30 protein-coding genes and 1 pseudogene are annotated in these 26,059 nt (G+C 70.5%); 18 read left to right on the top strand and 13 right to left on the bottom strand.

Annotation, left to right across the window (positions count from 1 at the left end; translation table 11 throughout):
* Positions 1–479: pseudogene (locus FHR32_RS36285) on the top strand (hypothetical protein); the annotation flags it as partial.
* 200 nt (positions 480–679) lie between these two features.
* On the opposite strand, the gene FHR32_RS36280 reads toward FHR32_RS36285, so the two are convergent.
* Positions 680–1,285, bottom strand: coding sequence for a TetR/AcrR family transcriptional regulator (locus FHR32_RS36280; RefSeq protein WP_184759055.1), 606 nt, complete (start codon positions 1,283–1,285; stop codon positions 680–682).
* 292 nt (positions 1,286–1,577) lie between these two features.
* Positions 1,578–1,925, bottom strand: a complete 348-nt coding sequence (locus tag FHR32_RS36275; protein ID WP_184759006.1) for a hypothetical protein — start codon at positions 1,923–1,925, stop codon at positions 1,578–1,580.
* Between the two features lie 112 nt (positions 1,926–2,037).
* Here FHR32_RS36275 and FHR32_RS36270 point away from each other — a divergent pair, with 112 nt between their 5' ends.
* Entirely contained in the window at positions 2,038–2,643 is a 606-nt protein-coding gene (locus tag FHR32_RS36270) for an alpha/beta hydrolase family protein (protein WP_184759054.1), read from the top strand.
* 3 nt (positions 2,644–2,646) lie between these two features.
* On the opposite strand, the gene FHR32_RS36265 is transcribed toward FHR32_RS36270, so the two are convergent.
* Complete coding sequence (locus tag FHR32_RS36265) at positions 2,647–2,838, bottom strand: DUF5999 family protein (protein WP_012890661.1); 192 nt, start codon at positions 2,836–2,838, stop codon at positions 2,647–2,649.
* A 407-nt stretch (positions 2,839–3,245) separates the two neighbouring features.
* Entirely contained in the window at positions 3,246–3,833 is a 588-nt protein-coding gene (locus tag FHR32_RS36260) for a TetR/AcrR family transcriptional regulator C-terminal domain-containing protein (RefSeq protein ID WP_184759005.1), read from the bottom strand.
* A gap of 150 nt (positions 3,834–3,983) precedes the next feature.
* Between FHR32_RS36260 and FHR32_RS36255 the strand changes: the two genes are divergently transcribed.
* On the top strand, positions 3,984–4,385 hold the full coding sequence (locus tag FHR32_RS36255) for a hypothetical protein (protein WP_184759004.1): 402 nt from the start codon (positions 3,984–3,986) through the stop codon (positions 4,383–4,385).
* A 145-nt stretch (positions 4,386–4,530) separates the two neighbouring features.
* Here FHR32_RS36255 and FHR32_RS36250 read toward each other — a convergent pair whose 3' ends face one another.
* From FHR32_RS36250 to FHR32_RS36240, 3 genes are read right to left on the bottom strand one after another with little or no spacing between them, the layout of a single operon-like run.
* Complete coding sequence (locus FHR32_RS36250) at positions 4,531–4,845, bottom strand: FCD domain-containing protein (protein ID WP_312882857.1); 315 nt, start codon at positions 4,843–4,845, stop codon at positions 4,531–4,533.
* Positions 4,784–5,536, bottom strand: coding sequence for a nuclear transport factor 2 family protein (locus tag FHR32_RS36245; protein WP_246468319.1), 753 nt, complete (start codon positions 5,534–5,536; stop codon positions 4,784–4,786). Before FHR32_RS36245 ends, FHR32_RS36250 begins: the two co-directional genes overlap by 62 nt.
* 29 nt (positions 5,537–5,565) lie before the next feature.
* A complete protein-coding gene (locus tag FHR32_RS36240) occupies positions 5,566–6,117 on the bottom strand; it encodes a dihydrofolate reductase family protein (protein ID WP_221466695.1) in 552 nt (183 codons plus the stop codon).
* A 218-nt stretch (positions 6,118–6,335) separates the two neighbouring features.
* Here FHR32_RS36240 and FHR32_RS36235 point away from each other — a divergent pair, with 218 nt between their 5' ends.
* Positions 6,336–7,265, top strand: a complete 930-nt coding sequence (locus tag FHR32_RS36235) for a LysR family transcriptional regulator (protein ID WP_184759002.1) — start codon at positions 6,336–6,338, stop codon at positions 7,263–7,265.
* A 105-nt stretch (positions 7,266–7,370) separates the two neighbouring features.
* On the opposite strand, the gene FHR32_RS36230 is transcribed toward FHR32_RS36235, so the two are convergent.
* Positions 7,371–7,907, bottom strand: a complete 537-nt coding sequence (locus FHR32_RS36230; RefSeq protein ID WP_184759001.1) for a hypothetical protein — start codon at positions 7,905–7,907, stop codon at positions 7,371–7,373.
* A gap of 41 nt (positions 7,908–7,948) precedes the next feature.
* Here FHR32_RS36230 and FHR32_RS43535 point away from each other — a divergent pair, with 41 nt between their 5' ends.
* Positions 7,949–8,377, top strand: coding sequence for a transketolase-like TK C-terminal-containing protein (locus FHR32_RS43535; protein ID WP_221466694.1), 429 nt, complete (start codon positions 7,949–7,951; stop codon positions 8,375–8,377).
* Between the two features lie 131 nt (positions 8,378–8,508).
* On the opposite strand, the gene FHR32_RS36220 is transcribed toward FHR32_RS43535, so the two are convergent.
* The 3 genes from FHR32_RS36220 to FHR32_RS36210 form a co-directional block, all read right to left on the bottom strand.
* Positions 8,509–9,855 (bottom strand): RNA polymerase sigma factor, encoded by a 1,347-nt coding sequence (locus tag FHR32_RS36220; RefSeq protein ID WP_246468318.1) that lies wholly within the window; start codon positions 9,853–9,855, stop codon positions 8,509–8,511.
* A 187-nt stretch (positions 9,856–10,042) separates the two neighbouring features.
* Positions 10,043–10,396, bottom strand: a complete 354-nt coding sequence (locus FHR32_RS36215; protein ID WP_184759000.1) for a hypothetical protein — start codon at positions 10,394–10,396, stop codon at positions 10,043–10,045.
* 49 nt (positions 10,397–10,445) lie between these two features.
* Complete coding sequence (locus tag FHR32_RS36210; protein ID WP_184759052.1) at positions 10,446–11,621, bottom strand: AMP-binding protein; 1,176 nt, start codon at positions 11,619–11,621, stop codon at positions 10,446–10,448.
* 157 nt (positions 11,622–11,778) lie between these two features.
* Here FHR32_RS36210 and menB point away from each other — a divergent pair, with 157 nt between their 5' ends.
* Together menB and menD are read left to right on the top strand one after the other, a co-directional pair.
* Positions 11,779–12,606 (top strand): 1,4-dihydroxy-2-naphthoyl-CoA synthase, encoded by an 828-nt coding sequence (gene menB, locus FHR32_RS36205; RefSeq protein WP_184759051.1) that lies wholly within the window; start codon positions 11,779–11,781, stop codon positions 12,604–12,606.
* 118 nt (positions 12,607–12,724) lie between these two features.
* Entirely contained in the window at positions 12,725–14,380 is a 1,656-nt protein-coding gene (menD, locus tag FHR32_RS36200) for a 2-succinyl-5-enolpyruvyl-6-hydroxy-3-cyclohexene-1-carboxylic-acid synthase (protein ID WP_184758999.1), read from the top strand.
* Here menD and FHR32_RS36195 read toward each other — a convergent pair.
* Together FHR32_RS36195 and FHR32_RS36190 are read right to left on the bottom strand one after the other, a co-directional pair.
* On the bottom strand, positions 14,373–15,110 hold the full coding sequence (locus tag FHR32_RS36195) for an ABC transporter permease (RefSeq protein ID WP_184758998.1): 738 nt from the start codon (positions 15,108–15,110) through the stop codon (positions 14,373–14,375). The genes menD and FHR32_RS36195 overlap by 8 nt on opposite strands.
* Complete coding sequence (locus FHR32_RS36190; protein ID WP_184758997.1) at positions 15,107–15,793, bottom strand: ABC transporter ATP-binding protein; 687 nt, start codon at positions 15,791–15,793, stop codon at positions 15,107–15,109. The genes FHR32_RS36195 and FHR32_RS36190 overlap by 4 nt, the downstream gene beginning before the upstream one ends.
* Before the next feature lie 157 nt (positions 15,794–15,950).
* Here FHR32_RS36190 and FHR32_RS46925 point away from each other — a divergent pair, with 157 nt between their 5' ends.
* From FHR32_RS46925 to trxA, 11 genes are all read left to right on the top strand, one after another.
* A complete protein-coding gene (locus FHR32_RS46925; protein ID WP_221466693.1) occupies positions 15,951–17,069 on the top strand; it encodes a sensor histidine kinase in 1,119 nt (372 codons plus the stop codon).
* Between the two features lie 115 nt (positions 17,070–17,184).
* Positions 17,185–17,832 (top strand): response regulator, encoded by a 648-nt coding sequence (locus tag FHR32_RS36180; protein ID WP_184758996.1) that lies wholly within the window; start codon positions 17,185–17,187, stop codon positions 17,830–17,832.
* 27 nt (positions 17,833–17,859) lie between these two features.
* Positions 17,860–18,495, top strand: coding sequence for a DedA family protein (locus FHR32_RS36175; RefSeq protein ID WP_184758995.1), 636 nt, complete (start codon positions 17,860–17,862; stop codon positions 18,493–18,495).
* 78 nt (positions 18,496–18,573) lie between these two features.
* Positions 18,574–19,044 (top strand): general stress protein, encoded by a 471-nt coding sequence (locus FHR32_RS36170; protein ID WP_184758994.1) that lies wholly within the window; start codon positions 18,574–18,576, stop codon positions 19,042–19,044.
* Between the two features lie 18 nt (positions 19,045–19,062).
* Positions 19,063–19,269: a hypothetical protein gene (locus tag FHR32_RS36165; RefSeq protein ID WP_184758993.1), complete on the top strand. Its 207-nt coding sequence runs from the start codon at positions 19,063–19,065 to the stop codon at positions 19,267–19,269.
* Between the two features lie 60 nt (positions 19,270–19,329).
* Positions 19,330–21,246, top strand: coding sequence for a molecular chaperone DnaK (dnaK, locus tag FHR32_RS36160; protein ID WP_184758992.1), 1,917 nt, complete (start codon positions 19,330–19,332; stop codon positions 21,244–21,246).
* Positions 21,239–21,739: a nucleotide exchange factor GrpE gene (locus FHR32_RS36155; RefSeq protein WP_246468317.1), complete on the top strand. Its 501-nt coding sequence runs from the start codon at positions 21,239–21,241 to the stop codon at positions 21,737–21,739. The genes dnaK and FHR32_RS36155 overlap by 8 nt, the downstream gene beginning before the upstream one ends.
* A complete protein-coding gene (locus FHR32_RS36150) occupies positions 21,736–22,698 on the top strand; it encodes a DnaJ C-terminal domain-containing protein (protein ID WP_246468316.1) in 963 nt (320 codons plus the stop codon). Before FHR32_RS36155 ends, FHR32_RS36150 begins: the two co-directional genes overlap by 4 nt.
* The gene (locus tag FHR32_RS36145) at positions 22,695–23,006 is read left to right on the top strand and encodes a chaperone modulator CbpM (protein ID WP_184758991.1); all 312 of its coding nucleotides are present in this window, start codon (positions 22,695–22,697) and stop codon (positions 23,004–23,006) included. The genes FHR32_RS36150 and FHR32_RS36145 overlap by 4 nt, the downstream gene beginning before the upstream one ends.
* Positions 22,997–25,603, top strand: a complete 2,607-nt coding sequence (gene clpB / locus FHR32_RS36140) for an ATP-dependent chaperone ClpB (protein WP_184758990.1) — start codon at positions 22,997–22,999, stop codon at positions 25,601–25,603. The genes FHR32_RS36145 and clpB overlap by 10 nt, the downstream gene beginning before the upstream one ends.
* A gap of 12 nt (positions 25,604–25,615) precedes the next feature.
* Positions 25,616–26,059 carry a thioredoxin gene (gene trxA, locus FHR32_RS36135; RefSeq protein ID WP_184758989.1) on the top strand — a complete coding sequence of 148 codons (444 nt, stop codon included), beginning with the start codon at positions 25,616–25,618 and terminating at the stop codon, positions 26,057–26,059.

Genomic DNA, 26,059 nt, shown 5'->3' with positions numbered 1-26,059 from the left:
CCGCTCTCGGCGTCGGAAACTCCGCCTACGTCCCGGTGGCCCACATGGCCCTCGCGAGGCTCGCAGAGGGCCAGAGAGAGGCGGAGGAGGCCCTGCGGGCCGCTCTGGCCACCGCCGATCCGGAGATCGCCTCCAGTGCGGCTCAGCGGCTGGCCGAGCTCCTTCTGGGGGAGCAGGAGGCGGGTGAGGCCGCCGGGGTGCTCCTGGAAGCGCTCTCGGTGCCCGACGTGGCCGAGGTGGCGAGGCTGCGGGTGCTGCTCGGCATCGCCCATCTCGAACTGGCGTGCGCGGAGTTCGCCGGGGCGATCGAGGAGGGCGGCGACGTCGAGACCGGCGCGCTGGCCATCGAGCTGCTGGCCCGCACACTGCCGTTGAGGGGCCGCGACGAGGACGCCGAACAGGTGTGGCGCTACGGTCTGGACAGCGCCGACGAGGACCTCGCCGAAGACGTCCGCCTCCGGCTGAACCGCGACGCCTGACCGTCTCGGCCTGGGTTGGCGGTCCGCGCCCCGGATCCCTCGGGGGCGCACCACGGCGGCTGGTCCGGAGGTCCGGCTCCTTCCGGACGCGCTCACCACCGGGCACGGCTTCCACCCGCCACGAGACCCCGCGGCCACACGCCGGAGCCGGCGGCGTCAGCGGGTGTGAGGCACAGCGGTAAGACGGGCCCGGCATGGGCTCATCCGACGCGCAGCGCCTCCAGCATCCGCGACAGGGCGGTCCTGGTGTCGGCCAGATCCGCAGGTTCCGCCGATCCCGCCAGCCACAGGGCCGCCTCGTTCATCGCGCCCGACAGCAGGTGGGTCAGCGGCGCGACCGGCTGTGAGGCGATCGTTCCCTCCTCGATCAGGCTGGTGAGCGCTTCGGCCAGGTGGCGAGCCGAGGCGGCCTCATCCAGTGCGCGCCATTCGTTCCAGCCCAGTACGGCGGGGCCGTCGACGAGCATGATCCGCTGGACGTCCGGGTCGGTGCTGGCGGTGAGGAACGCCTGGCATCCGGCGGTGAACCGCGTCCACGGATCGTCTTGGGCCTCGGCGGTCGTGGCCACCGTCTGGGCGACCTGTTGCTGCACCTCCTCCAGGACGGCACGGAACAGTGCGGCCTTGCTGTCGAAGTGGTGGTAGAGCGCGCCCTTGGTGACCCCGGCGGCGCGGACGATCTCCGACAGTCCTACCGCGCCGTAGCCCCGGGTCGCGAACAGGCGTCTGCCCTCGCGTAGGAGGGTCTGCCTGGTCTGTTCCCTCTGCCGTGTCCTGCTGCCGTCGGTCACCGCGCTCCCGTCCATTGACATACCGGTGGTACGTCAATATGTCACCTTCACATACCGACGGTATGTGAAGGGGTTCGCATGACACTGACCAGCTTCTATCCAGTCATCTGCACCTCGCGGCTCCAGGAGTCCCGTGATTTCTACACCGGGCTGCTGGGGTCCTGATCGACGTCATAACGCCTATCGAGCCCGCCGCGACGTATGCCGATCGGTACGTCAGCCCATGACGACGAGCCGGCGAGTTCCACCGCTGGCTTCGCCCCCGGCCTTGGCCGGCTGTGCCGTTGAGGCGTAGCGCCGGTTGCGATCAGTCGCGGCTGCGCCGGCGGCTGATCGCGTGAGCGATGTTGATCACGACAATGCCGCCCCAGGCCAGCAGCAGCCCCGCGGTGCCCGCGGTGCTCCCCGCGATCCCGGTCAGCGGGATGCCGAGGCCCATCGAGCCCAGCGCGATCGGGATGGACGGGTCGCCCCCCTTGCGCTGCCGGGGCGGCTGCTCAGGATGGGGGGCCTGGTAGGGCCGGCCTCCGGCGAGGTGCATCTCGGTCCGCACACGGGCGGCGATGCTCGCGTCGAGGCGGTCCACGAACGACTCCACCAGTGCGGACTCGTAGTCAGGGCCGAGTTCGCGGCGGGCCTCGATGGTGGCACGCATGTCCTGTCGGATATCTTGGTGATCCTGCACGTCCCGATTATTCACCGGCGCGTGTCTCGTGGCATCAGTCGTTAGGACGAGATCTGTGTCCACCCGGAGCGCCGCGTCCGTCATGGACCTCACGACCCCGCACGGTCCGGCTGTGGCGGAGATCGACGAGGTCGCCGACCCGCGGTTCCTGCTGGTGCTCACCCACGGTTCGGCCGGGGGAGTGGACGTCCCGGACCTGCTGGCCGTACGGGACGCGGCCGTGGGGATCGGTGGGGTGGTCGCGCGGGTGCTCCAGCCGTTCCGGATGCGAGGCGCCCGTGCTCCGGGCTCGGCGGTGAAGCAGGACGAGGCGTGGGCGACACTGGCGGGTGAGCTTCAGGGGCGCTATCCGGGTCTGCCTCTCGTGCAGGGAGGGCGGAGCAACGGAGCCCGGGTCGCCTGCCGTACGGCCCGCCAGGTCCGGGCCGAGGCGGTTGTCGCGCTGGCCTTCCCGCTGCACCCGCCGGGCAGGCCGGATCGGTCACGTGCCGGGGAGTTGCGCGCGGCGGGCGTGGACGTGCTGGTGGTCAACGGGGACCGCGACCCGTTCGGCGTGCCCGAGGCCGCGGACGCCACACGCCTGGTGGTGCTGCCGGGGGAGGGCCACGACCTCAAGAAAGACCCCGCCCGCGTGGGCGAGGTCGTCGCCGAGTGGCTCGGCGTGAGGATGCGGTCAGGCTCGGCGTGACGGTCAGGCGACGCCGGCCAGTGGCCGGTGCGGCTCGATGACGGCGCCGTCGGGCAGGAGCTCGCCGGTGTCCTCGAACAGCACCACACCGTTACAGAGCAGGCTCCACCCCTGTTCGGGATGGGCTGCCATCGTGCGGGCGGCTTCGCGGTCCAGCGCCTCGGCGGACGGGCAGGACGGCTGGTGCGGGCACATCGGCGTGCCTCCGGATCTCTGTTGTCGGCTCGCTGGAATCGGCATCGGACAGGCGGCGGGCACCGTCACCGATGGGACTCCGTTCCCACCGGCACGGGGGACGAGCATCTGGGTTGACATAGGGTCGTGCGCGCCTCGGGCTGGGTGAGGCCCGCACATCAAGCAGATCGAACATGCCATCAGATCACGCTCTCGAACGGGCGGATCTGACCGCACGCACCAGTGTGGGATCTGGTCGCACCCGGCGACATAGCCCGTTAGGACTGTTTACGAACGCGGAAAGGGTGAGTTCCCTGGGCCATGATGGGGTGTGACCTACGACACAGCATGCCTTATGGACTGATACCAGGCCAAGTGCGACACGCCGTCAGGCCGGTAAACGATCGATTGCATGTTCGTGACATCGCTCAGGGAGTGGCCAGGCCTGCCAGGAGCGCGTTCAGGCCAAGGTCGAAGTCGTCGTCGGCGGCCGCGCTGCCGCCGCCCTTCGACGGGGGCAGCCAGGGGCTGTCGTCGTCGCCCGACGGTTCGGCCCAGCCGGACTGCTGCACCTCCACCGCCACCGCGCCGAAGACGTAGGCCCGCATCGCCCGCACGGCCCGCGCCGCGTCGGGTAACCCCGCGTCGGCGAGCTGGTCGGTCTGTTCTCGCACGGCGATCGCCGTGCGGCCCTTGGCCGGCTTGGTGAGCGCCAGCGCCAGCACCCCGGGATGCTCCCTCAGCGCGGCCCGGCTCGCCCGGCACCACGCCCTCGCGCTGTCCTGCCAGGTCTCGCCGGGCTCGACATGGATGGAGGTGACGTGCTCGGCGAGGGCGTCCATGAGGGCGTCCTTGCCGCGTGGCAGATGGTGATAGATCGCCATCGCCTCGACCTGGAGTGCGTCGCCCAGGCGCCGCATCGTCAGCCGCCGCAGCCCCTGGCTGTCGGCGATGTGCAGTGCCGCCTCGATGATGCGCTCCCGGGAGAGCGGAATGGGCGGTCGCTTCGCAGGCATGAAGGTCATCCTGCCACCACTTACCTTACTGCGTAAAGGTAGGCGCGCCGGACAGGGCGACGCCTGAGTGCGTGAGGGGGGGACGGACGGCATAGGCTACGGCTGTGATCTGCCGGGGAATGCCCGGCGACGGGTGAGAGAGGGCAGACGATGGCGTTTTTCCGACCGAGCGTGAGCCGGGAGGCGGAGGTTCGCTACCACGCTGACCAGGAGGTCGGGAAGGGCTTCCCCGAACTTCTGGAGAAGGCGCGTGCGGCGGAGGTCGCGCTGCACCGGGTGCAGGAGGCGTCGACCTCCGCCGAGGAGCGCCGGGCCGCGGGCCTGGCCCTGGACAAGGCGCTGACCGAGGCGCTGCGCGCGGCCGAGGCCAGCCAGCGGGCGACGTTCGGTGTGAAGTCCTACGACGACCGGATCCGCCGCCGCAAGGGCCGGGCCACCCCGAAGGGCGCCGAGTGGACCGACGAGGTCAACCGGCTGCGCACTCTCCGCGAGCAGAACCGCCTGACCGGCATCGCCCGCGTCCCGCGCCCGGTGGCCGCGTCCGCACGCTGACCGCGGCCCGTTCTCGGAGCGGGTCTCTTGACACCCACCGCGTAGCTACGCGGTGGGTGTCTCTCTTTTTCCGGCGAGCCCATGGCGGGCGGAGCCTGGGGCGACCTCTGCGGATCAGAGCATCCGCCGAGACGCCCCCAGGCGTTCAGACGGTGGCGTAGCCGAGCACGTGATCGCGGAGCAGCCGTCCGGCGGCCGGGTCGCGCCGCCGGAACGCCTCCAGGATCGGCTCGTGATCTGCGGCGTTCTCGTGAAGCTCGGCGCGGAACAGGCGGATGGACAGGTGGGTCCATACCTCGATGCCGAGTGACTCCCACACGGCCCCCAGCACCCTGTTGCCGGAGGCGTGGACGATCTCGCGGTGGAAGGCCACGCCATACTCGACCTGGCCGGCCATGTCACCGCCGCGGGCGGCCTCGTGCAGGCGCGCCACGTGCCGGGCCAGGACCTCCGGATCCACGGACGGCAGGGCGAGATCGGCCGCCGTCTCCTCCAGGCCCGCCCTGACCTGGTAGATCTCGCGAAGGGATGGCGGCGGGATCACCGGTGTACCAGACGGTGTCGATGTGGATGCGGTCCATGACCCAGCGGGCTCCGTCGTGTACCAGGTCCACCGCGTAGCGGTCGTTGAGCATGGCTTGCCGGTTGTGGTCGGCCCTGAGCAGGTGCTGGGCCTGTACCGTCGCGGTGAGCCGGGCGGTGCCACCGTCCACTTGTACGCGGGGGTCGGTGACCGCGTGGGTGGTGTCGACCCGGTCGCCGAGCATGCCCAGGAGCAGGTTCACGATCGTGTCACGACCGACCATCACCGGGACGTAGGCCCCCCACGTGGCCGTCGAGGAGCGGGAGTCCAGCTCGGCATCGGCGGCGAGGGGCGATTCCAGCAGCTCCCGGCCCTGCAGGTCCAGCCCCAGAGCGAACCGATACAGCGCGTCAGTCGCCTCTTGACGATTCTTCAGCTCACCGACGACAGTCTCGGTCTCGCGAGTGGGCAGTGCCCGATCACCGGTCACGTACATGGCCTCCCTGTGTTTGTTCTCGCGGCGGCGGGCGAGGCGATGGGAGCGCCGGTGGCTTCGGTGCTGCCAGGACCCGAACGTCCCGCCCGCGTGGCCGTCAGGATCGATGCCGAGGAACGGACGGCCCCTCATCGGATTGACCCGATGAAGGGGTGCCGTCCTCAGGCGATGGCCTCCGCGCCGTCGCGCACCACGAACTCACCGGTACCTGTGGTGCCGAACCCTGCCTGACGCAGGGTGAGCGAGACCGCACCCGCACCCCCGCCCAATACCTCGGACTCGGTGATGCGGTAGGTCGCGGGGATGGCGCCGTCGGCGAACAGACGCTTGCCTTCGCCGACGACGACGGGGAACTGGATCAGCCGGTAGGTGTCGACGAGCCCGGCGTCGTGCAGGGTGCGCGCGAGCTGCCAACTGCCGTGCACCTGCAGGTCGCCGCCGGGCTGTTCCTTGAGCCTGCGCACCTGCTCGACGATGTCACCCCGCAGCACCGTGGTGCTCCCCCAGGCCGCGTCGGCGTCGGACAGGGTGTTGCTGACCACGTACTTCTGCCAGCCGTTGAGGGCGGTGGCCACGATGTTGCCGGGATCGGTCACCCGCGACCAGTAGGTGCGCATCATCTCGAAGGTGGAGCGGCCCAGCAGGAAAGCGTCGGCCTTCCTGAACCACTCGCCCATGGGGTCGAGCTGGCCTGCCTCGGTGTGGGGCACCATCCAGCCCCCGCGTTCGAAACCGTTGCTGGGGTCCTCCTGGACTCCGCAGGGCCCTGCATGACTCCGTCGAGGCTGACGAAGGTGTTGACACTGAGTTCCACGATGTTCTCCCTCGATATGCGGCTGTTAGCGCTAGATCAGGATGTAATGCGGCAGAAGACGCAACAAGGGGTGATAATGGAACGACCTTTTAACCCCATTCAACGATCGGGGGCCCAGTGCTCGAACGGCTTGAACTCGAAGCGTTCCTGGCGCTGGCCGAGGAACTGCACTTCGGTCGCACCGCCGAGCGCCTGCACGTGAGCACCGGCCGGATCAGCCAGACGATCAAGAAGCTGGAACGGCAGGTCGGGGCGCCGCTGTTCGAACGCACCAGCCGCAGGGTGACCCTCACCGCGATCGGCCGGCAACTTCACGAGGATCTACGGCAGGCCCATCAGCAGTTGGAAGCCGGACTGGCCCGGGCCGTCAACGCGGCCGTCGGCATCCACGGCACGCTACGCGCCGGCTACTCCGCCCCCTGGAACGGCAACCTGATGATCAAGGCTGCCGACGCCTTCCACTCCCGCCACCCCGACTGCGACGTCCACATCCAGGAGGTGCAACTGCACGACCCCCTCGGCCCCCTGCGCGCCGGCGCACTCGACCTCCAGCTCACCGAGTTCCCCATCGACGAACCCGACATCACCACCGGCCCCGTCATCGCCCACGAACCCCGCGCCCTCATCGTCTCCGCGGACCACCCCCTCGCCCGGCGTGACTCGGTCTGCCTCGAAGACCTCGCCCACTCCCCGCTGGTGACCATCACCGGAACCATCCCCCCATACTGGCTGGAGGAGCACTACCCACTCCACACGCCCGCGGGCCGGCCCATCACCCGCGGCCCGGGCGCCACGTACTGGCAGGAATTGCTCTCCCTGGTCGCCACCGGCAAAGGCATCTCGCCCATCTGCGCCCGCGCCGCCCACTACTACAGCCGTCCCGACCTCGCCTTCATCCCCTTCAGCGACGCACCGCTCATCGTGTACGGCCTGCTCTGGCCATCGGACAGGGAGAACGCCCGCGTCCGCGCCTTCGTCAAGACCCTCAGCGAGATCGCCGGCATGCCGCCCCCTCGGCCTGCGCTGCCCGCAGGTGGCCCTGGGTAGGAAGAGCCATGAGGATCGGCTCCGGCGGCCCACAGGACATGGGCCGCCGGGCTCATCCGTCCGAAGCCGGGGCCGGTCAGCCGGCCGGGCTCGCGTGACGGGCCACTACTTGAGGCAGTCCTGCGCGTTCAGGATCAGGATCACACCGACGACCATGTTCTTCGACGCTAGGAAGACGTAGGACGCCTTGGGGTTGCCCGGCACGGCGGCGAAGGTCCCGTACAGCGCGTTCTGCTTCAGGTTCGGGTAGGCGGCCTTCAACTGCGCGGGGGTGGAGCCCCTGCCGATGCCCTGAGGCGTCTTGACGTTGCCTGGCGCGGAGATCGTGACCACGCCCCGCTTCCTGGAGATGAACAACCCCGCCCGGTCGCCGCCGTACCGCTGAGCCTTCAGGTCCCAGGCCGAGCACGTGGTGGGGGCGTTGATGGTCTTGCGGACGATCTTCCCGGTCGCCTTGGCCCGCGCGGCGGACATCCCGAGCTTCACGCTGCCGTACCCGAACGGCCCGATCGTCATCTTCTGAGCCGCGGGGGCGGCTGAGGCGGCGTTCGCGGCGGGCGCGACGCCGGCCAGCGCGACCCCTCCAGCAAGCACCGTCACGAGCGCCGACCGGCCGATCCGCATGCCTATGGTCTGTTTCATAGTGTTTCCTCCATGATCACGAGCTCCACACCATAGTTCGGGTGCGGGGCCGCTCGCGGAGGATTCAGCGCTATGCCTCCATGCCGGGGGCGCGGGCGCAACTGCTGTCCAGCGGCACGGCGATGCGCTGGGCGCTGGACGCCCAGCGGATGCTCGCCGACGACTGGGAGGTGGCCTCCGACGTGTGGTCGGTGACCTCCTGGAGCGAGCTGCGCAGGGAGGCGATGGCGTGTGACGCGGACGCCCTCGCCGATCCGGGCGGCCGGTCGCGCCTGCCGTATGTCACCTCGGCCCTCTCGGGCGCGGCCGGACCGGTGATCGCGGTGAGCGACTGGATGCGGGCCGTCCCGGACGACCTGCCCGAGGCCCGCGCCCGAGCCCTCGCCACCTGGCGGACCCACATCGGCGGCCTGGCCAAGGGGCTGCTGGACACGGGGCCTGAGGAACATCGGAGCCGGATCGCGTGCTAAGCGCCTGTCCTGGGCGGGTTGCCGGCGGAGAGTATCTGTGCGGCAGCCGGGCGGTGCCCTGACCACACGTCCCCAAGAACATGACGGAGCGCCGCCGCGATCTGCTCACGGCGGCGCCTCATACGGTCCGGTCAGCTGGCCCAGTCGAGCAGCGGACGGGTGTTGCTGGGATGGCGCAGCTTGGAGAGGGACTCCTTCTCCAGCTGACGGATGCGCTCGCGGGTCAGGCCGAGGTGCTTGCCGATCTCGTCGAGGGTGTGGGGCTTGCCGTCGACGAGGCCGAAGCGCAGTGCCATGATCTTGGCCTCCCTGGGGGAGAGGTTGCCGAGCACTCCCCGCAGCTGCTCGCCGAGGAGCTGGCGGTCCACCACCTCCGAGGCCTCGGGCGAGTCGACGTCCTCGATGAGGTCGCCGATGGTGGTCTCACCGTCCTCACCGATCGTGGCGTTGAGGCTGATCGGCTGGCGGCTGGTGCGGAGCAGCTCCTCGATCTGGTCGGGAGTCTTGTCCAGCTCGACCGCGAGCTCCTCGGGCGTGGGCTCGCGCCCGAGACGCTGGTGCATGTCGCGCTCGATGCGCGACAGCTTGGAGAGCATCTCCAGCACGTGGACAGGGAGGCGGATGGTGCGGGCGGAGTCGGCGAAACCACGCTGGATGGCCTGGCGGATCCACCACATGGCGTAGGTGGAGAACTTGTAGCCCTTGGTGTAGTCGAACTTCTCCACCGCGCGGATCAGGCCGAGGTTGCCCTCCTGGACCACGTCGAGCAGGGCCATGCCACGGTCGGTGTACTTCTTCGCGACCGAGACCACCAGGCGGAGGTTGGCCTCCAGCATGTGGTCCTTGGCGCGGCGGCCGTCCTTGGCCACCCACTCCAGGTCGTCGCGCGTGACGGCGGAGAGCCCCGGCTCGGCTTCCAGCTTGGCCTCGGCGTAGAGGCCGGCCTCGATCCGCTTGGCGAGCTCGACCTCCTGCGCGGCGGTCAGCAGCGTGCGGCGGCCGATCGACTTGAGGTAGGTGTGCACCGAGTCGCCCATGGCCGAGGACTGGTCGTCCAGGTCCATGGTCTGCTCGGCCTCAAGATCGGTCTCGTCGGGGCCGGTCCACTCCTCGTCGTCGATCTCGGGCTTGGCGTCCTTGGCCGTGGCCTCGGTGCCGCCGGTCGCCTTCCCCTTGGAGACGGTCTTCTCCGTGGGGGCGGCCTTCGTCTTGCGGGTGGCCGTCTTGCGGGTGGCGGCCTTGGCCGCCGGCTTCTTGGGCGAGGCCGCGAGCGTGGGCTCGTTCTCGGCTGCCAGGCTGACGCCGGCCTCGGTGAGCTCTCGCAGAATCGACCTGCCCTCGGTCGGGCTGATCCCTGCCTCCGCGAAGGCGCGACGCAGCTCCGCGAGTGAAAGGTGGCCCTGGTCTCGCCCTCGGTCAATGAGCTGATCAAGGGTCGTCGGGGCCTCAGGTGAGGCCGCAGCGGCGGTTTGGGGCATGAGGACACCTCCTCCAACACGGAGTAGTCTGTTTACAGATTGTGGGGGGTGAGGCGGCGAGGGAGCCGCTCTGCGCACCCGTATCAATAACCCCACTCAAGAACTTTCTGTTCCCGACTTGACGGGGAAAATATGATGGGTGGATCGCGGTTGCCGCGATCCACCCATTAGCGGGTGCCTGGCAGGGCTATTCGGTGACGTTCACGTTGCCTTCGACCGCCGGCATGGGCAGCGGGTCGGCGTCCTCGAGGCGCTGTTCGGTCCAGTAGCGCCCGACCTGCTGCGGGTCGGGGTTGACGTCCTTGGAGACCACGTAGTCCTCCGCGGGCGGAGTCGTCCCCGGCGACGGTGGGGCCTCGGGCGGGCTCTGGGAGGCCGATGTGTTCTTCGGGGCGGGCTGGTCGCCCTCCACCGCGGGGGTGACGGGGTCGTGGCTTCTGCCGATCCCGCCCGCCGAGGCCGCCGCCGCGACGGATATGCCGCCGGCGAGGATCACGCTGACGATACCTGCGGAGACCCATGTCCTGCGGGTGACGTTCATCGAGCTCCTCCTTCCTGCTTCGGCTGTCTGTTGGACGTGCGAAAGCACCTCATGGTTCCCGTTGAAGACCATAACGGAGGCCCGCGAGGTCCGGCTTGCCATTGGGCAGAAGCGGTATTTCGGGTAGGACGACCAACTCGGCGGGGGCGGCGTAGGCGGGCAGCCGTTCCTTGGCGAAGGCGCGGAGCTCGGCCAGGGACGGGGGGGTGGCGGAGACGACGACGGCGACCACCCGCTCGCCCCATTCGGGGTCGGGGCGGCCGACCACGACGGCGTCGATGATCGCGGGATGTTCGGCCACGACGGCCGCCACGGCCGCGGCGACGACCTTCTCTCCGCCGGTGTTGACGACGTCGTCGGCCCGGCCCAGCACGCGGAGCCGGCCGCCGGCCAGGGTGCCGAGATCGGAGGTGCGGAACCGGCCGCCGTCGCGGACGGCGGCGGTGAGGTCGGGACGGAGCCGGTAGCCGGAGAACAGCATGGGGCCGCTGATGCGGATCCGGCCGTCGTCCCCGATCTTGAGATCTACATCGTGAAGGGGCTCGCCGTCGTAGACGCACCCACCGCAGGTCTCGCTCATGCCGTACGTGGTGATCACCCGCGCCCCGGCGGCACGGGCGGCCACGAGCAGGTCCGGGGGAGCGGCGGCGCCGCCGAGCAGGATCGTCCTGAAAACCGACAGATCCGCGGAGAGCAGCCGGCGCAGCTGGGTCGGCACCAGGGAGACGTGCTCGGCGCCGCTGGTGAGCACCGCCTCGGGGGAGAAGCCGTCGTGCACGATCGGCTCGGTCTCGCTCAGCAGCGACCTGACCAGCACCTGCAGTCCCGAGACGTGGGAGGGCGGCAGGCAGCAGAGCCAGCGCTCGCCGGGCCGCGCGTCCAGGCGGCGCAGCGAGGCCGAGGCGGAGGCGCGCAGGGCGGCGGCCGAGAGCTCGACCCCCTTGGGGGTGCCGGTCGTGCCGCTGGTGGCGATGACCACGGCCACCTCGGGGGAGACCCCCACGCCGTGCTCCTGCCGTACTCCGTTGACGTGGCTGGGGCGCAGCGCGGCCAGTGTGGCGCGCAGCGCCCGCGCGGGCAGGTCGGGGGAGAGGGGCAGCACGGCGGGCCCCCGGCCGTCGAGTGCCGCGGCGACGGCCGAGAACAGCTCGGGTCCGGGCGGCAGCACGACGGCGTGCAACTCCCGCGGAGGGGAAGGTCGCTCCGGGTGCACGGAACCTGTCATCACAGTCGTAAGGTTAGTGCCGACAAGCCAGAGGACAGCCGGGGCGGACCCCGGTGCAGCTGAGAGGGGCGAAACGATCGTGAGCACGGAGCGGGTCGAGCCGGGCACGAGCGAGCGGGTGGCGGGCGAGGCGAGTCCCGTGCCGGCGAGCGTCCAGGTGCGTGCCGCCGACTGGAAGCGGTCGGGCGACTACGAGGACATCGTCTACGAGACGGCCGACGGCATCGCGAAGATCACGATCAACCGGCCGGAGCGGCACAACGCGTTCCGCCCGACGACGCTCTTCGAGCTCAAGAACGCCTTCAACGTCGCCCAGGAGGACTCCGAGGTCGGCGTGATCGTCTTCACCGGCGCGGGGGACAGGGCCTTCTGCTCCGGCGGCGACCAGAAGATCCGCGGCAACGACGGCTATGTCGACAAGTCCACCCCGCACGTGGGCCGGCTCAACGTGCTCGACCTGCAGGTGCAGATCCGCCGCTGCCCCAAGCCGGTCATCGCGATGATCGCGGGCTACGCCATCGGCGGCGGCCACGTGCTGCACGTCTGCTGTGACCTGTCCATCGCCGCCGACAACGCGGTCTTCGGCCAGACCGGCCCCAAGGTGGGCTCCTTCGACGGCGGTTACGGCTCCTGGCTGCTCGCCGAGACCGTCGGCCTGAAGCGGGCCCGCGAGATCTGGTACCTGTGCCGTCAGTACGACGCGCAGACCGCCCTGAACTGGGGCCTGGTCAACGCGGTCGTCCCCCTCGAACGGCTCGAGGAGGAGACGGTCTCCTGGGCGCGGGAGATGCTGGAGAAGTCGCCGCTGGCGCTGCGCATGCTCAAGGGCGCCCTGAACGCGGTGACCGACGGGGCCGCGGGCATGCAGCAGTTCGCCGGCGACGCGACCCTGCTCTACTACATGAGCGAGGAGGCGCAGGAGGGCCGCGACGCCTTCAAGGAGAAGCGCGCCCCCGAGTTCGGCAAGTTCCCGCGCCGCCCGTAACGGCGCAGAGGGTGCCGGTCCGCAGGTGTGTCGTCCTCCCCGGACGGACACGGAGGCTCCGGCACCCCGTCAGATGGAGACACCCGCCCGGGTGCGATGGCTAGAGGAGGCAGTGCGGTTGAACCCCGCCACCGCGCTTGCGACAGTACTGGTCGACGAACTGGTGCGCTGCGGCCTTACGGATGTGGTGCTCGCACCCGGTTCGCGCTCGACGCCGCTGGCCCTGGCCGTGCACGCCGACAGCCGGATCCGGCTGCACGTTCGCATCGACGAACGCTCGGCCTCCTTCCTCGCGCTGGGCCTGGCCCGGCGCAGCGAGCGTCCGGTCGCCCTGATCTGCACCTCCGGCACCGCGGCGGCGAACTTCCACCCGGCGGTCATCGAGGCGCACGAGTCGGGGGTGCCGTTGCTCGTGCTCACCGCCGATCGCCCACCCGAACTGCGTGACACCGGTGCCAGCCAGACCGTCGACCAGATCAAGCTGTACGGCACGGCGGTCCGCTGGTTCAGCGAGGTCGGCGTGCCCGAGGACCGTCCCGGTCAGGTCGCCTACTGGCGGTCGCTGGCCTGCCGTGCCTACCAACGATCGCTGGGCCCGTCCGACCCCGGCCCGGTCCATCTGAACGTGGCCTTCCGCGAACCGCTGATCCCGGACGGCGACGCCTCCTGGTGCGAGCCCCTGGAGGGCGACGCCGGCGGGCCCCGGGTCCGGGCGCGGGTGGCGCCCCCCGCGGTGGCGCTGCATCTGCCGCCGACCAGGCGGGGTGTGCTGGTCGTCGGGGACGGGGCGTCCAACGTGCGCAGATACGTCGCGGCGGCGGGCATGGCCGGATGGCCGGTGCTGTCGGAGCCGAACGGCGGCGCCCGCTACGGCGACCACGCCATGTCGGCCTACCACTTCCTGCTCGGCACCCCCGAGTTCGCCGACCGGCACCGGCCCGAGCTGGTGGTCACCCTGGGGCGCCCGAGCCTGTCCCGGCCGCTGCTGAACTGGCTGAGGCACGCCGACGAGCACATCGTGGTCGCCCCCGACCTGACCCGCTGGCCCGATCCGACCCGCTCGGCCACCCAGGTGGCCCCGGCGGTGGAGATCACGGTCGCGGCGGGAGACGACACCTGGCTGCACTCCTGGCGCCGTGCCGACGGCGCGGTCAGGGCCGTGATCGACGAGGTGCTGGACGGTACCGGGTTCAGCGAGCCCCGGCTGGCCCGTGACCTGGTGGACCTGTTGCCCAACGGGTCGCTGCTGTTCTCCGGCTCCTCCATGCCGATCCGTGACCTCGACCAGGCGATGCGTCCCCGCAGGGGTGTGCGGATCCTGGCCAACCGGGGTGCCGCCGGGATCGACGGCGTGGTGTCCGCCGCGATGGGCGCGGCCCTGGCGCACAACGGCCCCGCCTACGCCCTGATGGGCGACCTGACCTTCCTGCACGACCAGAACGGCCTGATCCTCGGTCCCCGCGAGCCCCGCCCCGACCTGTGCGTGGTCGTGGTGAACAACGACGGCGGCGGGATCTTCTCGTTGCTGCCCCAGGCGGCGCTGCGTGATCCGTTCGAGCGGCTGTTCGGCACCGGGCACGGGGTGGATCTGGCCCATGTGGCCGCCTCCACCGGCACGCCGTACACCTCCGTCGACGCTCCCGACCAGCTGTCCAAGGCGCTGCGGGGCGAGGGGCCGCGCGTCGTGGAGGTCCGCACCGAACGGGAGTCCAACGCGGTGCTGCACTCCATGATGCGTGACGCGGCCCACGCCGCGATCAGCGAGGTCATGTGACGTCGCGGCGCAGCGTGATCAGGCGGGCGGCGAGCACGGTCGCCGCGACGTAGGCGGCGAACAGCAGCCCGCCGCCCCAGGCGGGCAGCAGCTCGCCGCCCCGCAGGGTCATGCCGCCGACCGCGCGGGCCGCCCCGGCCGGCAGCCAGCGACCGATTTCCGGCAGGAGCATGGTGAGCAGGTAGTCGCCGACGTTGAACCAGACCAGTGCGATGGTGACCGCCGCGATCTGGTTGCGGACGAGGGCGCCGAGCGCGACGCCGAACACGGCGTACAGGGCGGTGCTGAGCGTCGCCCCGGTCAGGACGGCCGGCAGTCCCGGCGTCGTCACCGGATGTCCCCCGGCGGCGAGCAGGGCGGCGCCCGCGACGGACGTCACCAGCGTGGACACGGCCGCCATGAGCAGGCCGATGATCCCGTAGGCGGCCAGCTTGGCCGTCACCACCCGGCCTCGCCCCGGGGTGACCAGGAAGGACCAGGTGATCGTCTGGTGGCGATACTCCCCGGACATGCCGAGGATTCCCAGGATGAGGGCGAAGACGTAGGCCTGCTGGGCCATGTTGTAGACGTTCTCCACCCTTTGGCCGAGCGGTATCGAACGGTCCAGGCTCATCAGCGACACCCCCGCCAGCGCCCACAGCGCGCAGAACACCGGGGAGATCGCGGCCAGGATCCAGGTGGTACGGCTCGCGCGGGCCTTGAGCAGCTCCGCGTGGATCAGGCGCTTCATCCGGTCACCTCCAGGTAGAACTCCTCCAGGTCGGAACCCGCGGGCGACGGGCCGGAGAAGAGGAGCCCCCCCGCCGAGATGATGATCACTTGGTCGGCGATCTGCTGGATCTCCGTGAGCACGTGGGTGGAGACCAGGACCGTGCGCCCCTGGTGGGCGTAGGCCCGCAGGAAGCCCCGCAGCCAGCGCATGCCCGCCGGGTCCAGCCCGTTGGCGGGCTCGTCGAGGACGAGGATGTCCGGGTCCCCCAGGAGCGCGGTGGCCAGGGCGAGCCGCTGACGCATGCCGAGAGAGAAGCCGCGCACCCTGCGATCGGCCGCCGCGGTAAGGTCGACCTGGTCCAGGACGTGCGCCACGCGTGCGGAGGCCAGCCCGGCGGCGACGCGGAGCGCCTCCAGGTGGGTGCGGGCGGTCAGGCCCGGATGGAAGGCCGTCGCCTCCAGCACCGCGCCGACCGTGGTGATCGGCCTGACCAGCTCGCGGTACGGCACGCCGTCGATGGTCGCGGTGCCCGAGGTGGGGGTGACCAGACCCAGGATCATGCGCAGCGTGGTGGTCTTCCCCGCTCCGTTGGGGCCGAGAAAGGCGGTGACCGTGCCGGGCTCGACGGTGAACGACAGGTCGTCGACGGCGCGGACGCCGCCGAACGACTTGCTCAGATGGGTGACGCCGATGGCTGACATGACCCCAACGGTGGTCGAACAGGGGGCGGGAGCGCATGGCGCCGGAAGTGGAGATCGGGACGTCCATCCGCCGGTACACGGACGTGCGCCCAGGGGTGGAGGGGTCTCCACCCCTGGGTCCATGGCCGCCATCCCGTGATGTCGGTAGTTTTACGGCGTGGCCTTCTTCCGTCGCCCCTCCGTGCGCTGGGCCTTCGCCGTCCTGCTGGTGGGGAATCTGCTCTTCAGCGTGGTCTTCGCGGTGGTGGACGCCACGGCGCGCTGGGGATGGCCGGGCCTCGCGCTGGTACTGCCCCTCGGGGCGGTCACCCTCCTGTGCTGCGTGTGGTCGCTGCCACGAGACGATCGCGCGCGCAACGCCGTGCTGCTGGCGGTGACCCTGCTCGGTGCCCTGGCCCTGCACGCGCTCATCCCCTACAGCGGCATGGCCTTCCTCTACACCGTGATCTACGTGGCGCCGTTCAGGACCGGCGTCCGCGCCGCGGTGGCACTGGTGGTGTGCGAGGTCGTGGCCTTCGTGGGAATCTCCCTGCTGACGGGGATGGGCCACATGGACGTGCTCGGCAACGCGCTGGGCCTGGCCTACTCGGTGGTCCTCGCCTTTTTGATCAGGCAGCTGGCGGTCACCCGGCGGCAGTCCGTGGAGGTCGCCGAGGCACGGGCCCGGGAAGCCGTGTCGGCTGAGCGGGCACGGCTGGCCAGGGAGGTCCATGACATCCTGGCCCACTCGCAGTCGGCCCAGATCGTGCATCTGGAGGGGGCCCGGCTGTTGCTGGAGCGGGGAGGGACGCAGGACGGCGTGGCGGCGCTGGACCGGGTCAACCGTGCCGTACGGCTGGCACGGAGCGGGCTGGAGGAGACGCGCCGGGCGCTGGACGTGCTCCGCGGTGAGGAGTTGCCGCTGACCGAGCGGCTGGAGCGGCTGGCCATGGAGTTCCGGTCGGCGACCGGAGGCTCCTGCGCGGTCTCGATCACCGGGGATCTCGACTGCCTGAACGCCGGGGCCAGGCTGGCGGTGGCCAGGACCGCCCAGGAGGCGCTGACGAACGCGCGCAAGCACGCGCCGGGCGCGGCGGTGTCGGTGGTGCTGCGCCGCCTTGAGGGCTGGTGCGAGCTCCAGGTGCGTGACACCGGCGGGTCCCCGGGCCGGCCGGCGTGGTCCGGAGGAGGGTATGGCCTGGTGGGCATGCGGGAACGGGCCGAGTTGATCGGTGGATCGCTGGCGGCGGGAGCGGGAGCCGAGGGGTTCAACGTGGTGCTGCGGGTGCCGGTATGACGTGGCGGGGGAGCGGCGCGCGGGCGGGCGCCGGGTGGTCGGTGAGCGGTGCTGCCGTGGGGAGCGGGGCGGTGCCGGCCGCGGGAGGCGGCGTCGCGGTGTGGAGGGAGAGCCGATGACCGTGCGGGTCCTGGTCGCCGACGACCAGACCGTCGTCCGGGAGGGGCTGGTCCTGCTGCTCGGCCTGCTGCCGGGTATCGAGGTGGCGGGGACCGCCGCCGATGGGCAGGAGGCGGTACGGCTGGCGGCTTCGCTCCGGCCCGACGTGGTGCTGATGGATCTGCGGATGCCCCGGATGGACGGGGTGGAGGCCACCCGCCGGATCCGGGCCGCCCACCAGGGCGTCCAGGTGGTCGTCCTGACCACCTACTCCGACGACGAGTCGGTGTTCGCCGCGCTGGGCGCGGGGGCGCGTGGCTACCTGACCAAGGACACCGACGCCGAGTCGCTGGCCTGCGCCATCGCCACCGTGGTCGGCGGCCAGGCCCAGTTCGACCCGGGGATCCAGCGACGGCTGGCGGACGCGGTGACCAGGATGCGCCGCGCGCCCGACCTGCCCGACGGGCTCACCCCCCGCGAAGGCGACGTGCTGCGGCTGATCGCGGAGGGCCGGTCGAACGGTGAGATCGCCGGTGAGCTGTTCATCTCGGAGGCGACGGTCAAGACCCACATCAACAACCTGTTCGCCAAGGCCGGCCTCCGTGATCGCGCCCAGGCGGTGACCTATGCCTTCCGCCACGGCCTGATGCCCGGACCGGAATAGCGGGGTCGACGGAATAAGGTGGCGGTCATGCATGTCGACGAATGGCTCCAGGCGATTCCCCCCGTGTGGATCTGTGCCCTGGTGGCCCTGGTGATCGGGCTGGAGAGTCTGGGCATCCCGCTGCCCGGGGAGATCGTCCTGGTCAGTTCCGCGCTGCTGGCGGCCAAAGGCGTGGTCGATCCGCTCTGGGTCGGGATCTGCGCCAGCGCCGGAGCCATCGTCGGCGACTCCATCGGTTACGCCATCGGCCGCAAGGGCGGCCAGCCCCTGTTCGACCGGCTGGGGCGCAGGTTCCCCAAGCACTTCGGGCCGGCCCACATCGCCAAGGCGGGGCACTACTTCCACCGCTACGGCATGTGGACGGTGTTCTTCGGCCGGTTCATCGCGCTGCTGCGCATCCTGGCAGGTCCGCTCGCCGGAGCCCTGCGCATGCCGTACTGGAGGTTCCTCGTCGCCAACGTGCTCGGCGGGGTGGCCTGGGCGGGCGGGACCACCGCTGTCGTCTACTACCTGGGCCGGGTCGCCGAGAAGTGGCTCAAGGGCTTCTCCTGGGTGGGGCTGGGGCTCGTGGTGCTGTTCGGTGTGGTGACCACGCTGCTCGTCAAGCGCCGCGCCGCCAGGCTGGCCGATCGGGAGAACGAGGAGTCCGCGGCGGCGGGGTGACTACCAGACCTGGGGATGTGCGGGGCGCGGTGATGCGGTCACGGTGAGGGAGTATCACTCATCGTGAAGGGAAGCGTCATGCGACCTGAGCCCACTATGGCCGCCCGTGAAACGGTGGCGACCTACAGCACCTACGAAGAGGCCCAGCGGGCCGTGGACAGCCTGTCGGACCAGCGGTTCCCTGTCGAGCACACCATGATCGTCGGAGTCGATCTCCGGCTTGTCGAAAGGGTGCTCGGGCGGCTGACCTACCTGCGCGCAGTCGGGATGGGGGCCGCGACGGGCGCGTGGATCGGCCTGCTGATCGGCCTGTTCCTCGCCATCTTCACCCCCGGACGGTTTCCCTTCCTCCTGGTGCTGTGGGCACTCATCTGGGGTGCCATCGCGGGGGCGATCTTCGGATTGATCGGTCACGCGCTGACCGGCGGCAAGCGGGACTTCCTGTCGTCCAGCGCGATCGTCGCCAACCGCTACGAGATCTTGGTCGATGCCGACCACGCGGCGGAGGCGCGCAGGCTCCTCAACATCGGCACCCCACACACGTTTTAGCTCTAGCGGCACGGTTCCGTGGCGGGAGAAGGCTCCCAGACAACGGAGGCGCGGGTCGGGCTGCTCGCCTCTCCCGGTGCGGTCACCGAACTCGCCCGGAACGTGCTGCCGGGGCTCGAAGATCGGATTCATGAGCGACTGCCAGGGGTCCGCCGGCGGGTCGAGGCCGCGTACACCTACCATCCGGACCCGCAGCTCACCGGGGAGCAGAACTACCAGGTCTGAGGATGTGGCGAGCGCGCCGGGCGACGAGTGTCGACAGTACAGCCCACACTGGAGGTCAGCATGGCTAGAGCTGTCGGGATCGACCTCGGCACCACCAACTCGGTGATCGCCACGATGGAGGGCAACCAGCCCACGGTCATCCCCAACGCCGAAGGGTCGCGGACGACGCCGTCGGTCGTGGCCTTCACCGAGCAGGGGGAGCGCCTGGTCGGACAGCTCGCCCGGCGCCAGGCCATCCTCAATCCCAAGGGGACCATCTACTCGGCCAAGCGGTTCATCGGGCGCCGTTACGACGAGGTCACCAGCGAGATGAACGCCGTGTCGTTCGACGTGGTGGCCGGGCCGGACGGGGCCGTCCGTTTCCAGGTTCACGGCAAGCAGTACGCGCCGGAGGAGATCGCCGCGCAGGTCCTGCGCAAGCTTGTCGACGACGCCGCGAAGTTCCTCGGGGAGAAGGTCACCGAGGCCGTCATCACCGTGCCCGCCTACTTCAACGACTCCCAGCGTCAGGCGACCAAGGATGCCGGGAAGATCGCGGGCCTGGAGGTGCTGAGGATCATCAACGAGCCGACCGCGGCCGCCCTCGCCTACGGTCTGGACCGCAAGGAGAACGAGACCGTGCTGGTCTTCGACCTGGGCGGCGGGACGTTCGACGTCAGCATCCTCACCATCGGCGACGGCGTCGTCGAGGTGCGGTCGACCTCGGGTGACACCCATCTGGGCGGCGACGACTTCGACCGGCGCATCGTCGACTATCTCGCCGACGAGTTCCAGCGGGACACCGGCATCGACCTGCGCAACGACCCCCAGGCGCTGCAACGGCTGTTCGAGGCGGCGGAGAAGGCCAAGGTCGAACTGTCCGCGGTCACCCAGACGCAGATCAGCCTGCCCTTCGTCACGGCGGACGCCTCGGGACCCAAGCATCTGAACACCACGCTGCGGCGGGCGACGTTCGAGGAGATCACAGCCGATCTGCTGGAACGCTGCAAGGGGCCCGTCAAGCAGGCCATAGCCGACGCCAAGCTCACCTCGGACGACATCGACGAGGTGATCCTGGTGGGCGGCTCGACCAGGATGCCCGCCGTGCAGAACCTGATCCGCCGCATGACCGGTGGCAAGGAACCGAACATGACGGTCAACCCCGACGAGGTCGTGGCGATGGGCGCGGCGGTCCAGGCGGCCGTCATCAAGGGCGAGGTGCGGGACGTCGTCCTGCTGGACGTGACGCCGCTCTCGCTCGGCATCGAGACACTCGGCGGGATCATGACCAAGGTCATCGAGCGCAACACGACGATCCCGGCCCGCCGTACCGAGGTGTTCAGCACCGCGGAGGACAACCAGAACGCGGTCGACGTGGTGGTGCTCCAGGGGGAGCGCGAGCGCGCCGCCGACAACCGGGCGTTGGGCCGGTTCCGGCTGGAGAACATCAGATCGGCGCCGCGCGGTGAACCCCAGGTGGAGGTGACCTTCGACGTCGACGCGAACGGGATCGTGAACGTCTCGGCCAAGGACAAGGACACCAACGCCGAGCAGCGCATCACCATCAGCGAGAGCTCCAACCTCGACCAGAGCGAGGTCGAGCGCATGGTCTCCGACGCCGAGCAGCACCGTGACGAGGATGTGCGGCTGCGGCAGGCGGTCGACGCGCGAAACGAGCTCGACAGCGCCGCCTACCAGGTGGAACGGCGGCTGAACGAGCTGGGGGACGCGGTGCCCGTCCATGAGAAGGCGCGGGCGGAGATGCTGGTGAACGACGCCCGTGAGGCGGTCAAGCAGCAGGACACGCCAATCGACCGGCTCCGGTCCCTGACCTCCGAGCTGCAGCAGATCTACCAGAGCCTCGCCGCCGTCTCCGTCGGCCAACCCGCGGGGGGAGCCCAGGGCGCTCCAGGAGCTCAGGGAGCTCAGGGAGCTCGGGGGGGCGGCGCGGGTGGGGACGATGATGTCATCGACGCGGAGTTCACGACCGATGAGTGACGAACCAGGACAAGAGGAGGCCGTCCAGGGAGCCGAGAGCACCCCTCCGGACGCGGCCGAACTCGAGGCCCGCGTCGCGGATCTGGAGGACCGGTGGCGGCGCGCCCTGGCCGATCTGGACAACCTGCGCAAGCGCGTCAGCCGCGACGCCGACCGGGTGCGGGCCGAGGAGCGGGCGCGGGCGGCTGCCGAATGGCTGCCCGTGCTGGACAACCTGGAACGCGCGCTGGAACACGCCGAAGGCGATCCGCCCTCCATCATGGAGGGGCTGCGGGCGATCCGGGACCAGGCTCTGGACGTGCTCGCCCGGCTGGGGTTCCCGCGCCGGGACGACGCCGGCACGGAGTTCGACCCGGCCAGGCACGAGGCGGTGGCCACGCTCGCGCAGGAGGGGGTGCCCGAGGGGACGGTCCTGCACGTGGTACGGCCGGCTTACGGAGACGGTGAGCGGCAACTGCGGCCCGCGCTGGTCGTGGTGGCCAAGGAGGAATGATGGCCACCGCGACCCGTGACTTCTACGAGAGCCTTGGGGTGCCGCGAGGCGCGAGTCAGGAGGAGATCCAGCGCGCCTACCGCAAGCTCGCGCGGACCTACCACCCCGACGTCAACAAGGATCCGGGCGCCGAGGACCGCTTCAAGGAGATCTCGGAGGCCTACAGCGTCCTGTCCGACCCCGGAACGCGCCGCCGCTACGACGCGTTCGGCGCCGATTTCCGCCAGGTGCCCGAAGACGTGGACCCGGAGACCTGGGCGCGCGCCAGAGCCGGGCGGGGCGGACGGAGCAGGCGGGCCGGAGCCGGAGCCGGAGCCGGCCCGGGCGGGCCGGCGGGTTTCGGAGAGGGCGTCGACTTCGAGGATCTCCTGGAAGGGCTGTTCTCCGGCAGGGCGGGCCGGGCGGGGCAGGCGGGCCGGGGCTGGGGGCCGATCCCCGGCGCCGACCAGGAGGCGGAGATCGAGCTGACCGTGGAGGAGGCCTACCGGGGCGGTCGCCGCTCGATCATCGTGGGGGGCCGCCGGATCGACGTCAACATCCCGGCGGGAGTGGCCGACGGGCAGCGCATCCGGCTGGCCGGGCAGGGCGGCCGGGGCAGTGAGGGCGCCGCCGCGGGAGACCTGTACCTGGTCGTCAGGATCATGCCGCACTCCCGTTACCGGGTCGAGGGGCGCGACATCTACGTCCAGCTACCGGTCAGCCCGTGGGAGGCGGCGCTCGGCGCGTCCGTCGTCGTCGACACCCCGGCGGGCGAGGCCAAGGTCAAGGTGCCCCCCGGGACCTCCAGCGGCCGGAGGCTGCGGCTGCGCGGCAGGGGGATGCCGAACCCGCGCGGCGTACCGGGAGACCTGTTCGCCGAGGTGAAGATCATGGTTCCGCACACGCTGTCGGACGAGGAGCGGCGGCTGTTCGAGCAGCTCGCCGCGGTCTCGACCTTCGACCCGAGGAGACGGCGATGATCTATGCCCTCACCCGGCCCCAACGGCTGGACCTGGAGTCGTTCGCCCGGGCCACCGGGACGCATCCGGACCTGGTACGGCGCCTTGTCACCCTGGGCGTGCTCGACGCGCAGTCCGACGCGGCCGGAGCCCTGTGGTTCCCGCTGCCCCAGGTGTACGCCATGGCGCGGATCCAGCGCCTGCGTGCGGGGTTCGCGCTCAACTACGCGGCACTCGGCCTCGTGGTGGACCTGCTCGACCGCATCGCGCGCCTGGAGGCGGCCCAGCGCAACCGTTCCCGCACTACAGGAGGACCGCAGTGGACGTGAACCAGCTGACACAGAAGTCGCAGGAGGCCCTGCACGACGCGCAGACCAAGGCCCTCCGCTTCGGGCACACCGATGTCGACGGGGAACATCTGCTGCTGGCGCTGCTGGATCAGCCGGACGGCCTGATCCCTCGCCTGCTCGTCCAGGCGGACGTCGACCTGGAGCGGCTCACCGCCGACCTGGAGGCCGAGCTGAGCCGCCGGCCCCGGGTCAGCGGGCCCGGGGCCGACCCCGGGCAGGTCCGCGTGACCCAGCGCCTGTCGCGTCTGCTGGAGACGGCCAAGAGGGAGGCGGACCGGCTCAAGGACGAGTACGTCTCGGTGGAGCACCTGCTCATGGCCCTGCTGGAGGAGGGCGGCGAGACCGCCGCCGGCCGGCTGCTCCACCAGCAGGGGCTGACCAGGGACGCCTTCCTCAAGGAACTCACCGCGATCCGCGGCAACCAGCGAGTCACCTCGGCGATGCCCGAGGTCTCCTACGAGGCGCTGTCGAAGTACGGGCGCGACCTGGTCGCCGACGCCGCCGCGGGCAAGCTCGACCCGGTGATCGGGCGCGACGGCGAGATCCGCCGCACCATCCAGATCCTGTCCCGCAAGTCCAAGAACAACCCGGTCCTGGTCGGCGACCCCGGAGTCGGCAAGACCGCCATCGTGGAGGGTCTCGCCCAGCGGATCAACAACGGTGACGTGCCCGAGGGCCTCAAGGACAAGACGGTCTTCAGCCTCGACATGGGCGCGCTCGTGGCCGGCGCGAAGTACCGGGGCGAGTTCGAGGAACGCCTCAAGGCGGTGCTCACCGAGGTCGTGGCCGCCGAGGGGCGGATCCTGCTCTTCGTCGACGAGGTGCACACGGTCGTGGGCGCGGGCGCGGCCGAGGGCTCCATGGACGCGGGCAACATGCTCAAGCCCATGCTGGCCCGGGGCGAGCTGCACATGATCGGGGCGACGACCCTGCAGGAGTACCGCAAGTACATCGAGAAGGACGCCGCGCTGGAGCGGCGGTTCCAGCCGGTGATGGTCGACGAGCCCTCGGTCGAGGACGCCATCTCGATCCTGCGCGGCCTGCGCGAGCGGCTCGAGGTGTTCCACGGGGTGACGATCCAGGACGCCGCGCTGGTGGCCGCCGTCGTGCTGAGCCACCGTTACATCTCCGACCGGTTCCTCCCCGACAAGGCCATCGACCTGGTGGACGAGGCCTGCGCGATGCTCCGTACGGAGATCGACTCGATGCCCACCGAGCTCGACGCGCTCACCCGCAGGGTGATGCAGCTGGAGATCGAAGAGGCCGCGCTGGCCAAGGAGGAGGACCAGGCGAGCAGGGCCCGGCTGGAGGAACTGCGCAAGGAACTCGCCGACCTGCGTGCCGAGACCGATGCCATGCGGGCGCAGTGGGAGGCCGAGCGGCAGGTCCTGCGCGCGGTTCAGACCCTGCGCGAGGAGATAGAGCACGTGCGCACCGAGGCCGAGCGCGCCGAACGCGACTACGACCTCAACCGCGCCGCCGAGCTGCGGCACGGCCGGCTGCCCGAGCTCGAACGGCGCCTGCAGGCCGAGGAGGAACGCCTGCGCGCCAAGCAGGGCGCCGGGCGGCTGCTACGCGAGGTCGTGACCGAGGACGAGATCGCGATGATCGTCTCCAGGTGGACCGGCATCCCGGTGAACCGCCTGCAGGAGGGGGAGCGGGAGAAACTACTGCGGCTGGACGAGATCCTGCACGAGCGGGTGATCGGTCAGGACGAGGCGGTGCGGCTGGTGGCCGACGCCGTCATCAGGGCCCGCTCCGGCATCAAGGACCCGCGCCGCCCGATCGGGTCGTTCATCTTCCTGGGACCGACGGGAGTGGGCAAGACCGAGCTGGCCAAAGCGCTCGCGGCGGCGTTGTTCGACACCGAGGACAACATGGTCCGCATCGACATGAGCGAGTATCAGGAGCGTCACACGGTCAGCCGTCTCATCGGCGCTCCTCCCGGTTACGTCGGGTACGACGAGGGAGGCCAGCTCACCGAGGCCGTGCGGCGCAAGCCGTACTCGGTGGTGCTCTTCGACGAGGTGGAGAAGGCGCACCCGGACGTCTTCAACACGCTGCTGCAGGTTCTGGACGACGGGCGGCTCACCGACGCCCAGGGCAGGACCGTCGATTTCCGTAACACCGTCCTGATCATGACCTCCAACCTCGGCTCCATCTACCTCCTGGAGGGTGTCACCCCGAGCGGGGAGATCAAGCACGATGCCCAGGAACAGGTCATGGCGGAACTGCGCTCGCACTTCCGCCCCGAGTTCCTCAACCGCGTCGACGACATCGTGATCTTCAAGCCGCTCACGCCGCAGGAGATCGAGCGCATCGTCGAGCTGATGTTCGGCGAGCTGCGGACGCGGCTCGACGAGCGGGGGATAGGGCTGGAGGTGTCCGAGGCGGCACGCGCGTACATCGCCGAGCGGGGATACGACCCGGTGTACGGCGCGCGCCCGCTGCGCCGGTTCATCGCCAGGGAGGTCGAGACCCGTATCGGACGTGCGCTGCTCACCGGAGACGTGCGCGAGGGCGGCGTGGTCCGGGTCGATCTGGCCGGGGGAGAGCTCGTCGTCACCTACGGATGAGGGGAAGCGGGCATGTCAACAAATATCGTGCAATGTAAGAACTGCGGGCAGAAGAACAGGGTGCCCGCGGTCGCGTCGAGCATTCCGCGCTGCGGTAAGTGCCGTCAACCGCTTCCGTGGATCGCCGAGGCCGGAGACGACGACTTCGCCGAGGTGGCCGAGGCCTCGACGGTCCCGGTGGTCGTGGACTTCTGGGCGGCCTGGTGCGGGCCCTGCCGGATGGTCAGCCCGGCGCTCGACCGGGTCGCCGAAGACCTCGCCGGCAAGGTGAAACTCGTCAAGGTCGACGTGGACCGGTCGCCCAAGCTCTCCGAGCGGTTCGCCATCCGCAACATCCCCTATCTGATGGTGCTGAGCGGCGGCCGGGTCGTGGCAGAGAGAGCGGGCGCGGCACCGGCCGCCGAACTCCGCACCTGGGTCGACGGCGCGATCGCGGCGGGGCGGAAGAGCGGCTGA

Origin of the sequence: Streptosporangium album (assembly GCF_014203795.1) — a bacterium.
Lineage (GTDB): Bacteria > Actinomycetota > Actinomycetes > Streptosporangiales > Streptosporangiaceae > Streptosporangium > Streptosporangium album.
The sequence above is the reverse complement of the archived record's forward strand: the minus strand, read 5'-3'. Positions and strand labels throughout refer to the sequence as shown.

What these genes read in the sequence shown, in the direction of transcription:
- FHR32_RS36280 (WP_184759055.1), bottom strand. Translation starts at nt 1,285, where the DNA reads ATGGACGGGAGCGCGGTGACCGACGGCAGCAGGACACGGCAGAGGGAA.
- FHR32_RS36275 (WP_184759006.1), bottom strand. Translation starts at nt 1,925, where the DNA reads ATGCGTGCCACCATCGAGGCCCGCCGCGAACTCGGCCCTGACTACGAG.
- FHR32_RS36270 (WP_184759054.1), top strand. Translation starts at nt 2,038, where the DNA reads ATGGACCTCACGACCCCGCACGGTCCGGCTGTGGCGGAGATCGACGAG.
- FHR32_RS36265 (WP_012890661.1), bottom strand. Translation starts at nt 2,838, where the DNA reads ATGTGCCCGCACCAGCCGTCCTGCCCGTCCGCCGAGGCGCTGGACCGC.
- FHR32_RS36260 (WP_184759005.1), bottom strand. Translation starts at nt 3,833, where the DNA reads ATGCCTGCGAAGCGACCGCCCATTCCGCTCTCCCGGGAGCGCATCATC.
- FHR32_RS36255 (WP_184759004.1), top strand. Translation starts at nt 3,984, where the DNA reads ATGGCGTTTTTCCGACCGAGCGTGAGCCGGGAGGCGGAGGTTCGCTAC.
- FHR32_RS36245 (WP_246468319.1), bottom strand. Translation starts at nt 5,536, where the DNA reads ATGAGGGGCCGTCCGTTCCTCGGCATCGATCCTGACGGCCACGCGGGC.
- FHR32_RS36240 (WP_221466695.1), bottom strand. Translation starts at nt 6,117, where the DNA reads ATGGTGCCCCACACCGAGGCAGGCCAGCTCGACCCCATGGGCGAGTGG.
- FHR32_RS36230 (WP_184759001.1), bottom strand. Translation starts at nt 7,907, where the DNA reads ATGAAACAGACCATAGGCATGCGGATCGGCCGGTCGGCGCTCGTGACG.
- FHR32_RS36220 (WP_246468318.1), bottom strand. Translation starts at nt 9,855, where the DNA reads ATGCCCCAAACCGCCGCTGCGGCCTCACCTGAGGCCCCGACGACCCTT.
- FHR32_RS36215 (WP_184759000.1), bottom strand. Translation starts at nt 10,396, where the DNA reads ATGAACGTCACCCGCAGGACATGGGTCTCCGCAGGTATCGTCAGCGTG.
- FHR32_RS36210 (WP_184759052.1), bottom strand. Translation starts at nt 11,621, where the DNA reads ATGACAGGTTCCGTGCACCCGGAGCGACCTTCCCCTCCGCGGGAGTTG.
- FHR32_RS36195 (WP_184758998.1), bottom strand. Translation starts at nt 15,110, where the DNA reads ATGAAGCGCCTGATCCACGCGGAGCTGCTCAAGGCCCGCGCGAGCCGT.
- FHR32_RS36190 (WP_184758997.1), bottom strand. Translation starts at nt 15,793, where the DNA reads ATGTCAGCCATCGGCGTCACCCATCTGAGCAAGTCGTTCGGCGGCGTC.
- FHR32_RS36180 (WP_184758996.1), top strand. Translation starts at nt 17,185, where the DNA reads ATGACCGTGCGGGTCCTGGTCGCCGACGACCAGACCGTCGTCCGGGAG.
- FHR32_RS36175 (WP_184758995.1), top strand. Translation starts at nt 17,860, where the DNA reads ATGCATGTCGACGAATGGCTCCAGGCGATTCCCCCCGTGTGGATCTGT.
- FHR32_RS36170 (WP_184758994.1), top strand. Translation starts at nt 18,574, where the DNA reads ATGCGACCTGAGCCCACTATGGCCGCCCGTGAAACGGTGGCGACCTAC.
- dnaK (WP_184758992.1), top strand. Translation starts at nt 19,330, where the DNA reads ATGGCTAGAGCTGTCGGGATCGACCTCGGCACCACCAACTCGGTGATC.
- FHR32_RS36155 (WP_246468317.1), top strand. Translation starts at nt 21,239, where the DNA reads ATGAGTGACGAACCAGGACAAGAGGAGGCCGTCCAGGGAGCCGAGAGC.
- FHR32_RS36150 (WP_246468316.1), top strand. Translation starts at nt 21,736, where the DNA reads ATGATGGCCACCGCGACCCGTGACTTCTACGAGAGCCTTGGGGTGCCG.
- FHR32_RS36145 (WP_184758991.1), top strand. Translation starts at nt 22,695, where the DNA reads ATGATCTATGCCCTCACCCGGCCCCAACGGCTGGACCTGGAGTCGTTC.
- trxA (WP_184758989.1), top strand. Translation starts at nt 25,616, where the DNA reads ATGTCAACAAATATCGTGCAATGTAAGAACTGCGGGCAGAAGAACAGG.